The organism is Hydrocarboniphaga sp. FW305-C-57 (assembly GCF_058783045.1).
Window position 1 is genome coordinate 14,896 of the sequence record NZ_JBYSYG010000013.1, and the last position, 12,390, is coordinate 27,285.

Genomic DNA, 12,390 nt, shown 5'->3' on the forward strand with positions numbered 1-12,390 from the left:
CTCAGATCGGCGGCTTCTTCCAGCCGCCGCTGCGGCTTTCGAGATAGCTCGCGACGGCCAGGCAGATGTCCTCGCGCCACGGCGCGGCGACCACCTGCAGGCCGATCGGCAGCTTGCCGTCGGCCGACGATCCGCAACGCACGACCACCGACGGCCAGCCGCTCGAATTGAACACGCCCGTGTACGGCCAGCCCGCGTCCTTGCCCGCAGGCCAGGTCGGGCCTTCGGCGTCGATCGGTTGCGCCACCTTGTTCGAAGTCGGGCAGATGAAGACGTCGTACTGCTTCATCCAGCCGAGCATGCGCGACTTGGCCTCGTCGTGCTGCTCCCAGGCCTCGACCATCGCCGCGCTGCTGATCGGTTTGGCATTGGCGATCGCCTCCTTGCGCGAAGGCGAGAAGTTCACCGTGCCCCACTTGTCCGCGAGCCGCTTGTAGAAGGCCCAGCCGTCGCCGCTGGTGAGCGTGTTGCGCGTATCGCGCAGCGTTTCGAATTGCGCGAGCGGCGCATCTTCGCTGACCGATTGCGTCGCGCCTTCGAGCCACTTGGCGACCTGGCGCACGAGGTTCTTGGTGTCGTCGTCGGTGGCCCAGCGGCCGATGCCGCCGTTGTCGGCGCAGAACGCGACCTTGAGTTTCTTGAGCTCGACCTTGGCCGGATCGGCCCACGGCACCGGTGCGCAGCTCGCGTCACGAAAATCCGGGCCCGAGATGATCGGCGTGATCAGCGTGAGGTCTTCGACGCGTCGCGCCATCGGCCCGAGCTGCTGCCACAGGTCGAAGATGCCGCCGTAATCGACGATGTGGCCGGTACGCGGCACGCGCACGCTGGTCGGCTTGATGCCGGCGATGCCGTTGTTGTGCGCGGGCCCGCGAATGCTGCCGCCCCAATCCGAGCCGATGTCGAAGGCAGAACCACCGGCCGCGACGATCGCGCCGGCGCCGCCCGAGGAGCCCGAGGTCGAGCGCGTCAGATCGTAGGGATTGTGCGAGGAGCCGTAGAGCAGGTTGCTCGAGGTGCTGATGCCCGCCAGACCACCGAGCGTGAATTCCGGCGTGTTGGTCTTGCCGAGCAGGATCGCGCCGGCCTTGCGCACGCGCCCGGCGACGGTCGCGTCCTTCTTCGGCACGTATTGCTGGCGGCCGTAGGTCGCGCCCGTGGAGATCACGCCTTCGGTGTCGATCGAATCCTTGAGCGTCATCGGCACGCCGTGCAGCGCGCCTTTCCAGTCACCGCGGGCGGCCGCGGCGTCGAGTGCCTTGGCTTCGGCGCGTGCGCGCGCATAGCAGTTCATGACGACCGCGTTCATGAGGTCGTTCACCGCGAGCTGGCGCGCGATGTAGGCCTCGACCGCTTCGCTGGCCGAGACTTTCTTCGCGCGGATCAGGCCGGCGAGCCGGGTCGCCGACATATAGATGATCTCGTCGCTCGTGTCGGCGGACTGCGCGGGTGCATGCACTGCCGCGTTCGCCGCGGCGGCGAGCCCGAGCAGCGTGCGTCGGCTCAGGCTTTCGCGGTTCTGCGGATTCGGAACCAGATGCTGGGAGACGAAGTTCTGTGGGTGCTGCGGCGTTCCATCGTTCATCGGATTGCTCGTGCGTTTGCGGCAGAAAGAGGGAAGGGCTCAGAGCGCCGGAGCGCGATAGCCGCCGGTCTGTTTTTCGATCATCGCGAGCGCGGCGATCACGATGTCGTCGCGCCAGGGCTGCGCGACCACTTGAATGCCGAGCGGCAAGCCGGCCTCGTCCTTCGAGGTCGTCGCGCGAACGACGCCCGCGGGCCAGCCCGTGGTGTTGTACTGGCTGTTGTAGCCGCCGCCGGGATTCGGTCCGTTTGGTGGGCGCGTGAATTCGGGCGGCACGGGCTTGGGCGCCGTCGCGCTGCTCGGGCAGACGATGAGGTCGTACTGCTCGAACCAGGCCAGCTGCTCGCTCTTGATCGCGTCCATCGCCTCGCAGGCCGCGGTGAACTCGGCGCTGCCGATCTCGTCGCCATCGAGCCGTAGGCCCGGCGAGGCTTCGAGGCTGCCGTGTTTGCGGAGCAGCCGGCGCATGTTGTCTCCACCGCTGGCGCCGCTGAAGCGCCGGCGCGCGTCGGAGAGTTCCTTCATCTTCGGCGGCATGTCCTGCGTGATCTTGCAGCCCGCGCTCTGGAAGTAGCCGACGCACTGCGTGACCATCGCCTTGATCTCGGCGCTCGGCTCGGTGACGCCATCGCTCAGGTAATAGGCGACGCGCAGCTTTCTGATCTCGACCTTTCCGGGATCGCCGAGCGGAACCGGCGCCATCGCGGCATCGGAGCCGTCGGGCCCGGCGACGATCGGCAGCAGCAGCGCGAGGTCTTCGACGTAGCGCGCCATCGGCCCGGTTTCCTGGAAATTGTCGTAGGCCCCGCCGTAGCCGACGATGTGGCCGGTGCGCGGCACGCGTCCGTAAGTGGGCTTGATGCCGGCGATGCCGTTGAAGTTCGAAGGCCCGCGGATGCTGCCGCCGTAGTCCGAGCCGATGTCGAAGTACGCGCCGCCGGCCGCGACGATCGCACCCGCGCCACCCGAGGAACCGGCCGGTGAATACCGCTGGCCGTAGGCGTTGTAGGTCTGTCCGTAGACGAGGTTGTAGGTGCCGCGCGCACCGCCGCCGAGCGTGAACTCGGGCGTGTTGCTCTTGCCGAGCAGAATGCCGCCGGCTTCGCGCAGGCGCGCGACCACGGTCGCATCGGCGCCGGGCACGTACTGCTTGCGGCCGAGCGTGCCGCCGGTGGAGACCACGCCGGCGGTATCGAATGAATCCTTGATCGTGAACGGCACACCGTGCAGCGGGCCCTTGGTCTTGCCCGATGCGAGCATGCGGTCGAGCTCCGCGGCTTCGGCGAACGCACGTTCGCGGCAGGTGAAGACCACCGCGTTGAGCGTCGGATTCACTTCGTCGATGCGCGCATAGCAGCGCTTGACGAGGTCGGTGGCGCTGATTTCGCCCTTGCGCAGCTTGGCGGCAACGGCGGTGGCCGACAGCGCGAGGACGTCGCCGGGCGCGAGCGCGGCGAGTGCAGGCGAAAAGTGGGCGAAGGCGAGCGCACCGCCTGCGGCCACGGCGCTGTTGCCGAGAAATCGCCGACGTGAAAGCGAGGGCGTCGTATGGGGCTTGAACATCGTCGGCAGGCTCCGTCGTTTGGGTGTTCTGCTGGCTATGAGTCAGACGCGCGGGGCATGCGAAACCCCACGCCGTTCGTCATGAGCAGCGTTGTTCGGTTTGGTCTGGAATGCGGAAAAAAAGGCCGCCGGCCGTTTCACAGGAGAGTGGAAGGAGCCGGCCGGCGGCAGGGGCTGGGATCCTCCGCTCAGGCACTCGTGAAGCCCGAGCAGAGATTCCACTGACGCTGCAGGAAGTTCAGCGCCCTTTGGGCGCAGGCGCCCAAAACTGGGTCTTGTCCTTGAGGAACAAGTTTTTCGGAATCATCGCGTGGATGCCCTTGGTGTCGTCGACCACTTGCGTCACGCGAAAATCGATGCCGATGCTGCCGAGCGCGAACGCGCGCTCGAACGGCAGCTGCTTGGTTTCGGCGAGGAAGGTATTGGTCTCGCGGATCGCCATCATCATCGCGTTGTCGAGATCGGGATCGAGGCCGAAGGTGATGTAGTGCGTCGGTGTCTCCGCACGCGGCACCTTGAGCCCGGTGTTTTTGTGCAGGATGAACTGCAGCACCGAGGTGTTGGCGGTCTCGATCGCGTTGACGGTGATCTCGCCGTCGCCCTGTGCGGCGTGCGAATCGCCCGTGTAGAACAGCGCGCCCGGATGAAACACCGGCAGGAACAGCGTGGTGCCGTCGACGAGTTCCTTGCAGTCGAGATTGCCGCCGAACAGGCCCGGCGGGCCGCTGCGGCGATTGGGGCCTTCCGAGGCCGCGGGCAAGGTGCCCATGACGCCCTGGAACGGAGCGAGCGGAACCGCGATGTCGGGCGAGAACTGGCCGATCGTGCGCTTGGCGTCGAAGCCGACGACGAAGCTGAAAGGCTCCTTGACGTCGTCCGGAATGCCGCCGCGTCCGGGCCGTCCGCCGACGGTGCCATACGGAATGCGCGGTACCACCGATTTGATGCGCACTTCGAGCGTATCGCCGGGCATCGCGCCCTCGATCGCGATCGGGCCGACGATCAGATGGCCGCTCTGGATGCCGGCCTGGCGCGGCGTTTCCTTGACCACGCGCTCGATCTCGCGGATCGCGACGGTTTCTTCGGCCGTGAGCTTGATGCCCTGCTTGGCGATCCAGCTCATCGGCTCTTCGTCTCCCCAGCGGTTTCCGCCGCCGCCGTCGATGCGCACGGTGGCGCCCGACTTGACCGTTAGGATGGGTCTCTTGTCGGCCGGGTAGTTGCCGATCACCGAATTCTCGGGCGTCAGCTTGACGTGATGCTCGTAGGCCGGCATGGCGGCGCCGCTCGATTCGCAGACGAGCAGCAGGCACAGCGCGACGGGCAGCATTGCGGGCGCACGACGCATCGTGCTCGCGAGGCGATCAGTATTCATTGAAGATTCTCGTGATTTCGTTGAGGTCGCTGGTCTTGGTCAGCGCGAGTTGCAGCAGGATGCGAGCCTTCTCGGGCTTGAGGTTGTCGCCCGGAATGATCTTGGCTTCGCGACGGCGCGGCGTATCCTGCACGCGGCCGCCATGCGTGCGCGCGGTGGCGACCACGATCACGCCTTTTTCCTGCGCGCGCTTGATCGCATCGTTCTCGCTCGAGGTCGGGCTGCCGGCACCGGTGCCTTCGACGATGATGCCCTTGGCGCCGTTGGCGACCATCGCATCGATCAGATAGCCCGGCGCTTCGCGATACGCGTAGGCCACTTCGACGACCGGCAGACTCGGATAAGCCTTGCCGGCGAATTCCGAGCCATCAGTGTGGCGGCGCACCGGCTCGCGATAGAACACGATGCGATCCGGATCGGCGTAGCCGAGTGCGCCGACGTCGACGCCGACGAAGGTGTTGGTGCGATACGCGCTGGTCTTGTCGACGTCGCGCGCGGTGTTGATGAGCTGGTTCATCGCATGCAGCACACCCTTGCCCCAGGCTTCTTTGGACGCGGCGACACGCACGGCATCGTAGAGATTGCGTGGGCCATCGCCCGACAGGCCCGTCCACGGACGCTGCGATCCGACCAGCACGATCGGCTTGTCGGTCTTGACCACGAGGTTCAGGTAGTAGGCGGTCTCGGCCATCGAGTTGGTGCCGTGCGTGAGCACGATGCCCTTGATCTTCGGATCGCGCACGAGCTCGTTCATGCGCTTGGCGATGCGCGCCTGGTCCTCGTAGCTCGCGGGTTCCTTGGCGTCTTCGGCCGGACGCTCGTCGTCGATCACGATGTTGGCGACGCCGCGCAGCTCGGGCAGGTCATTGAGCCAATCCTGCGGATCGACGCGCTTGTTGTCCTTGCCGCCGTAGTTGGTGACGTTGAGGCGCGGCGTGCCACGGCTCGCGATGGTGCCGCCGTAGGACATCAGCACGATGGTCGGCAGCTTGGAGACATCCGCCGGCATCGCCGGCGGTGGCGCGTGGCGCGGGATTTCCTGCGCGAATGCGGCGGAGCAGAGCAGCGCGCCAGCGAGGCTCAGTGCGGCGACGAGTGAAAGATTGCGAGTCATGATCTGTGCTCGTCCCGATCAGTACTGGTTGAACATGCGCTGGATTTCCTTCGGATCGCTGGTCTTGGTCAGTGCCAGGCGCAGCAGGATGCGAGCCTTCATCGGCAGCAGGTTGTCGGAGGTCACGCGCTTCTCGGCAGCCGCCTTTTCGCTTTCGACGACGCGGCCAGAACCCTTGCGATCGCTGCTGACGATCACCACGCCCTTGTCCTGGGCGCGCTTGATCGCATCCTTGTCTCCGCCGGTCAGCACGAGGCCCTTGGCGCCCGCGGCGACGAAGGCATCGATCGCCGCGCCATCGTCTTCCTGATAGCCGTAGGTGATGTCGACGCGCGGCAAGCTGCTGAGCTTGGAGACGTCGAATTCGGATCTGCTCGTGTGCCGGTACGTGGGCTTGCGGTAGAACACGATCTGGTCGGAGTCCGCATAGCCGAGCGGGCCGAGATCGCGCGCGACGAAAGTGTCCATGCGATAGGTGTTGCCCTTGGTGGTGTCGCGGGCCGCGTTGATCTCGTCGTTGAGCAGGATCATCACGCCCATGCCGCGTGCCTTCGGCGAACCGGCCACGCGCACGGCGTTGTAGAGATTGAACGGGCCGTCGCGGCTGACCGCGGTGAACGGCCGCATCGCCCCGACCAGCACCACGGGCTTGTCGGACTTGACGACGAGGTTCAGGAAGTAGGCGGTCTCCTCTAGCGTCGCGGTGCCGTGCGTGACGACGGCGCCGGCCGATTCGGGCTTGGCGAGCCAGGCGTTGATCTCCTTGGCGAGCTTGAGCTGGATCTCGGTGTTCACGCTCGGCGAGCCGACGTTGGAAATCTCCATGTATTCGAGCTGCGCCACTTCCTTGAGCTCGGGCAGATCGCTGACGAGCTGCTCGGGCGTGACCTTGCCGTCGCTGTATTCCATGAGCTTCTGGCGATGCGCGCCGCGACTCTGGATGGTTCCGCCGGTGGTGAACAAACGCACTTTCGGCAAGGGGCTCGCAGCGCTCTGCGCCACGGCGGGCGCCGCCGCCAGCACGCAACTCAGCAGGGCCAGACTCAACAGCAGGTTTCGGATCATGGCGGGCAAGGACTCGTTGAAGCGCGTGTGTGTAAGAAGCGTGTGTGTAAGAGCGAGCGATTCGCAGGCAGAAGCGTTCCGCCGGCACCGTGGGAGCGGCGTCGTGATCGGTTCGGTGGTGAGTGAGCGTGTCGGCGCGCGTCAGTGCGGCACGCTGCGCTCCGGTTCGATTTCACGCAGCCAGGCGGCGAGCAGGCGTTGCGCGCCTTCGGCATTCATCTGCGGCCGGCCCGCATGGGCGAGCGGTTGCCCGCTGTCGATCGCTTTGCGCAGCCAGCTCGCGGCTTCGCGCGTGCGTTCGCGATGTTCGGCGACGGCCGAGGCTTCGGGTTTCCGATGCGCGAGCGAAGGCAACACCAGGTGTTCGAGCCGCGACTGGTTGTAGATCAGCAAGGCGAGCTTGGCTTCGCGATCGGCGCTCGGGCGCAGCTCGACCATGCGCCGTTCGATCGGCAGCTGCTGGTTCATCAGCGCGAACGCGGACTGCGCCTCGCTCGCGGCCTCGCTGGCGTCACCGGCCTGCGAAAATTTCTGCGCTTGCAGCAGATGCTGGAGGTAGTCGCCCTGCGTGCCCTGCCAGACCGACCCGGCGCCGACGCTGAGCACAGTGAGCGGAAGGCCGAAGTACGCGAGCTGCCGCAGCGCGACGCGCGAGGCGGCGGCGCTCTTGTGTTGGGGGACCGGCTGCGCACTGGCGAGCGCCGGCAGGTCCAGCGGTCCGCGATTGTCCGGCTGGCGCAGTTTCCAGATGAAGCCGTCGAAGTAGTAGTGCATGAGCGTCGAGGTCAGGCCCAGCGAAATCAGCAGGGCCATGAGCCAGCGGCTGTCCCAGCTCGTCGTCAGCAGCTCGCCGTAAGCCAGGCACAGCGCGACGTAGGCGACACCGACGATCCAGCCGCCGCGCGCATGCAGACGCCGGAACCAGCCTTCGCGCGCACGCTGAGTTTGCGCGGCGAGGCCGCGGTTGTAGCGCCAGACGATCGCGAGGTACTGAGTCATGTGCACGATGCCCACGGCCGCGAAGCCGGCCTTGAAGCTCCAGCCCGGAGCGAGCGATTCGATCAGCGCGTTCGGCGTGTACGTCAGCAGCATCACGCCGAAGCTGCTCGCGAACAGCGCAAGCTTGCTGCGGCTGATGAAGTAGTGGTTGCGCCGGCACCAGAGCAGATACACCGCATAGGCCGCGGTCGCCGCGAGCGCGACGAACAGGCTGATTTCCTGCAGCAGCGCGATGACCCGCGGCGAAAACGCGAGCAGCAGCGGCAGGCCGGCGCTCTGGTACAGGTCTTCGAGCAGGCCTGCGAGCCATTCGCCGGCGGCGGCCATGATGGCGACGAACCAGCTCGCGCAGAGCAGCAGGTCCATGCGCGCCGCGATCCTGCGAGGGGCCGCGTTGTGCCGGTCGTAGATGCGCATGAAGCCGTAGTGCTGCATCAGGAAGTGCCACGGGTCCCAGATCACCGCGAGCAGGAACACGTACAGCAGGTTTTCGATCGGCAGATCGTGCGTGATGAGCCAGACACCGGCCGCCATCGACAGCGAGAACGGCAGCAGCGGCGCGATGATGAAGGTTGCGCGATGACGGCGGAACAATTCGAGATCGCCGTAGATGCGGATGAAGGTCGGTAGATGGTGCGCGACCGTCATGACGATGTGCGTGGTGATGATCAGGGCGGTGGCCGCCACGGCGCCGAGCGTTGCGAATGCGAGCAGCGCGAGCGCCAGCACGAGCAGCGGCGCCAGGATGATCGCGGCCATGTCCTGGACCGGATCGAGGATCCAGTTCTGTCGGGGCGCCTGCAGCGTCGGGGCGGCGGTCAGCGGCAGCGCTTCGACGAGGCCCTGGCTGTTGGCCATCTCACGTCCTTCGCGTCGGGTTCCTAGCTTCTGACGAACGCCGGAGCGGTCACCCTACGTGCGCGCGCAAGCCTCGCTTCAGCGCATGTGCTCCATGCGCTGCAAGGCCTGCCTGATCGCCTGCCACGCGGGCCCTTCCGGGGCGACGGGATCGAAGTGGCCGCCGTCGATGCGGGTCAGCCGGGCTCGGTCGCCGGCCGCCTTGGCCGCTTGGACATAGCGCTCGACCGAAGCGGAATCGACGATGGGATCGCGCTCGCCCTGGATGAGCCACTGTTCGGCCTGCAGCGGCAGCAGCTCGATCGGCGAGACCTGCGAGTAGCGTTTCGGCACGGCATCCGGCGATCCGCCCATGAGCGGATCGACCGAGCTGTGGCAGCTGTCGGCCGGGCCGTCGCGGTACCGCGCCAGATCGGTGATCGCGGCGAGGCCGATCACGCCGCGGATCGGCAGTGCCTGCTCCGCGTGCAGTGGGCTGCCGAGCCCGAGCCGCGGCCGGCTCGCGGCCCACAGCGCGAGCTGGCCGCCGGCCGAGTGGCCGAGCGTGACGACACGGCCCAGGTCGAGCGGCCGCGTCGTCGCGAGCTCGCGCAGATGGTCGATCGCGGCGCCGACGTCGGTGAAGGTGTTCGGCCAGCCGCCGCCGTCCTCGCCGAGCCGGCGATATTCGATCGTCCAGGTCGCGTAGCCTTCGGCGCTCAGCGCGGCCGCGAGATGGCTCATGTAGGCGTAATCGAAATCGGCGAGCCAGCAGCCGCCGTGAATCAGCACGATGACCGGCGCGGGGCCTTTCGCGCTCTGCGGCAAGCGAAGTTCGCCGAACTGCGAGGCGCCGGGCCCATAGGCGATGCGTTCGCCGGCCGGCGGCAACGGGCGGGCGGCGAGTTCGGACCAGCTCAGCATGGGTGCCTCGGATGCGGTTTTCGACGGCGTGGCCGGATGCTGGACGCAGGCTGCGCAGATCGATGCGAACAGCAGAACGGGCAGTCTCTTCACGTGACTTTGGCTCGCAGCTGGAACTCCTCGCGCTGCCATTCGCCCGAGCGCAGCACCTCGGCGAGCGCGGTGACGGCGTCCCAGACATCGGTGTATCGCAGATACAGCGGCGTGAAGCCGAAGCGCAGGATGTCCGGCGCGCGCACGTCGCCGATCACGCCGCGTGCGATCAACGCCTGCATGATCGGCCAGGCCTGCGCGTGCCGCAGGCAGACCTGGCTGCCGCGGCGTTCGGGCTCGCGCGGCGTGATCAGTTCGAGCCCGTGGCCGGCGCAGTGCTGGTCGACGAGCTCGATGAAGGCTGCGCTCAGGCGCAGCGATTTGTCGCGGATCTGCGTCAGCGGTGCCTCGAGCATCAGATCGATCGAGGTGTCGAGCGCGCTCATCGACAGGATCGGCGGCGTGCCGACGAGCAGGCTCGCGATGCCGGCCGCCGGCGCGTAGCGGCCTTCGAACGCGAACGGGCGCTCGTGCCCGAACCAGCCGGTCAGCGGCGATCGCACCTGCGGCTGCAGGCGTTCGGCGACGTAGATCCAGGCCGGCGCGCCGGGCCCGCCGTTGAAATATTTGTAGCCACAGCCGACCGCGAAATCGGCCGCGCAGGCCGAGAGTTCGACCGGCAGGGCGCCGGCCGAATGCGCGAGATCCCAGAGCATCAGCGCGCCGCAGTCGTGGACCTTGCGCGTGATCGCGGCCATGTCGAACAGCTCGCCGCTGCGATAGTTGACGTGGCTCAGCGAAACCACGGCGACGTCCTCGCTCAGGGTCGAATCGAGCTCGTCGAGCGTGACCGCGCGCAGCTGCGTGCCGTCGCCTAGCCAGCTCGACAGCCCTTGCGCCATGTACAGGTCGGTCGGGAAGTTGTCCGCATCCGAAACGATCAGGCGCCGGCCCGGGCGCAGCTTCACGGCCATTGCGAGCGCCTTGAACAGGTTCACCGAAGTGGAATCGCAGGCCACGGTTTCGCCGGGCGCCGCGCCGATCAGCCGGCCGATCTTGTCGCCGACGCGCTGCGGCAGATCGACCCAGCCGTGCTGGTTCCAGCTGCGCACGAGGTCTTGCGACCATTCCTGGTCAACCACGCGGCGCATGCGCTCGGCGCTGGACTTGGGCATCGCGCCGAGCGAATTGCCGACGAGGTAGAGCTGCTGCTGCGGCAGCGCGAAGCGCTCGCGGAACGAGGCGAGCGGGTCGGCGCGATCGAGGGCTTCGAGGTCGGAACGCGTGATCATGAGGGCGTGTTCGAGGTCGTTCTGGCTTATACGCCTACAATGCCGCAAACGGATGCTCGACAGACTGAACCCAGGGACCGCATGAGCAAACCCACGCCGCAGCAGCGCACCATCGTCGCCAATGGCCTGGAGTTCGCGTTTCTCGAACTCGGCGAAGGCCCGCTGGTGCTCTGCCTGCATGGTTTTCCGGATCGCGCCGAAAGCTTCGTGCCGCTGCTGCGCGCGCTCGCCGAAGCGGGCTATCGGGCGGTGGCGCCGTATCTGCGCGGCTATGCGCCGAGCGGCTTCGCGCCGGACGGCGACTACAGCATCGGCATGCTCGCGCAGGACGTGATCGCGCTGATCGACCATCTCGGGGCCGATCGCGCGAGCGTGGTCGGACACGACTGGGGCGCGGTCGCCGGCTACGCGGCGGCGAACCTGCGGCCGGATCGCATCGATCGCCTGGTGACGGCGGCGGTTCCGCATCTGCGCCGCTTCCTGCTGCGGCCGAGCTTCGCCCAGCTGTCGCGCTCCTCGTACATGCTCGCCTTCCAGTGGCCGAACGCCGAGCGCAAGCTCATGCGCAACGACTTCGCCGACCTCGAGCGACGCATTTCGCGCTGGTCTCCAGGCTGGATGTTCGCGCAGCAGGACTGGTGGATCGCGCTCAAGAGCGCGTTTCGCGAGCCGCGCCGGCTGTCCGCGGCGCTCGCGTATTACCGCGCGCTCGGAAGGCTCGTCATCGACGCCGATCTGTGGCGCCTCGCGACGGCGCCGGTCGGCGTGCCGACGCTCGTCATCTACGGCTCGCGCGACGGCTGCATCGGCGCCGAGATGTTCGCCAATCAGGATCACCTGTTCACCGCCGGGCTCGATCTGCAGCGCGTCGAGGCCGGGCATTTCATGCATCAGGAAAAGCCAGAGGAATTCGCCCGGCTGGTGATCGAATTCCTGACGCCCGGAGCCGCGGTTCCGGGCGCTTGATCCGCACTACGCGGCCGACGCCTCGTCGGCGCCGAGTCCACCGAAGGCGAGCTTGGTCGCGTGCTCGCGCACATCGTCGGGCCAAGCGGCGATGAGTTCGCCGAAGCGCTGCGCATCGTTCGCGAACAGGGCGCGCGTGGCTTCCTCATAGCCCGGCAAATCGCCGGCCAGCGCGAGCATGAAGTGATAGGCGCGCTCCTGCGCCTGGCGCTGCCGATCCTTGTCGCCATTGGCCCGGCGCGCGGCTTCGACGAGTTTGCGCAGCGCCACCGATGCGCCGCCGGGCTGGGTCGCGAGCCAATCCCAATGACGCGGCAGCAAGGTCACTTCGCGGGCGATGACGCCGAGCCTGGGGCGCCCACGGCCCCGCGCTTCGGTTGCGGGCTCGCGAGTCGCGAAGCGGGCCGCGACCTGCTGGTCGGAGCCGCGCGTATCGACTTCGACCGTTTGGCCGGTCCGGTCGTCGAAAGTCAGCACCGAGGCGGCGGTATTCGACTCGATCGCCTGCTTCACCGCGAGCGCGTTGGCCTGCAGCGAGCCGCTCGCGATCCGGCGATGGCTGTCGAAACTCGTATAGGTGGGAACAGGGGCCATTATTTTGATCCGGGTAAATTTAGTGGGCGGATATTGCCCGGGT

The 12,390-nt window shown here is 67.2% G+C and carries 10 protein-coding genes; 1 reads left to right on the forward strand and 9 read right to left on the reverse strand.

The window, feature by feature from the left end:
- Position 1: 1 nt before the first annotated feature.
- The 8 genes from AC3WUM_RS20905 to kynU all read right to left on the reverse strand — a co-directional run bounded on the left by AC3WUM_RS20905 (position 2) and on the right by kynU (position 10,787).
- On the reverse strand, positions 2-1,585 hold the full coding sequence (locus tag AC3WUM_RS20905) for an amidase (RefSeq protein ID WP_492412781.1): 1,584 nt from the start codon (positions 1,583-1,585) through the stop codon (positions 2-4).
- 39 nt (positions 1,586-1,624) lie between these two features.
- Positions 1,625-3,148 carry an amidase gene (locus AC3WUM_RS20910; protein ID WP_492412783.1) on the reverse strand — a complete coding sequence of 508 codons (1,524 nt, stop codon included), beginning with the start codon at positions 3,146-3,148 and terminating at the stop codon, positions 1,625-1,627.
- 238 nt (positions 3,149-3,386) lie between these two features.
- Complete coding sequence (locus tag AC3WUM_RS20915; RefSeq protein WP_492412784.1) at positions 3,387-4,523, reverse strand: acetamidase/formamidase family protein; 1,137 nt, start codon at positions 4,521-4,523, stop codon at positions 3,387-3,389.
- Positions 4,513-5,637: an asparaginase gene (locus AC3WUM_RS20920; RefSeq protein WP_492412786.1), complete on the reverse strand. Its 1,125-nt coding sequence runs from the start codon at positions 5,635-5,637 to the stop codon at positions 4,513-4,515. The genes AC3WUM_RS20915 and AC3WUM_RS20920 overlap by 11 nt, the downstream gene beginning before the upstream one ends.
- Positions 5,638-5,655: 18 nt before the next feature.
- The gene (locus AC3WUM_RS20925; RefSeq protein WP_492412788.1) at positions 5,656-6,702 is read right to left on the reverse strand and encodes an asparaginase; all 1,047 of its coding nucleotides are present in this window, start codon (positions 6,700-6,702) and stop codon (positions 5,656-5,658) included.
- 141 nt (positions 6,703-6,843) lie between these two features.
- Entirely contained in the window at positions 6,844-8,559 is a 1,716-nt protein-coding gene (locus AC3WUM_RS20930; RefSeq protein WP_492412789.1) for a hypothetical protein, read from the reverse strand.
- 78 nt (positions 8,560-8,637) lie between these two features.
- Positions 8,638-9,555: an alpha/beta hydrolase family protein gene (locus AC3WUM_RS20935; protein ID WP_492412790.1), complete on the reverse strand. Its 918-nt coding sequence runs from the start codon at positions 9,553-9,555 to the stop codon at positions 8,638-8,640.
- The gene (kynU, locus tag AC3WUM_RS20940) at positions 9,552-10,787 is read right to left on the reverse strand and encodes a kynureninase (RefSeq protein ID WP_492412792.1); all 1,236 of its coding nucleotides are present in this window, start codon (positions 10,785-10,787) and stop codon (positions 9,552-9,554) included. The genes AC3WUM_RS20935 and kynU overlap by 4 nt, the downstream gene beginning before the upstream one ends.
- A gap of 81 nt (positions 10,788-10,868) precedes the next feature.
- Here kynU and AC3WUM_RS20945 point away from each other — a divergent pair, with 81 nt between their 5' ends.
- A complete protein-coding gene (locus tag AC3WUM_RS20945; protein ID WP_492412794.1) occupies positions 10,869-11,753 on the forward strand; it encodes an alpha/beta fold hydrolase in 885 nt (294 codons plus the stop codon).
- 6 nt (positions 11,754-11,759) lie between these two features.
- On the opposite strand, the gene AC3WUM_RS20950 is transcribed toward AC3WUM_RS20945, so the two are convergent.
- Positions 11,760-12,347 (reverse strand): DUF2239 family protein, encoded by a 588-nt coding sequence (locus tag AC3WUM_RS20950; protein WP_492412795.1) that lies wholly within the window; start codon positions 12,345-12,347, stop codon positions 11,760-11,762.
- Positions 12,348-12,390: the final 43 nt, after the last annotated feature.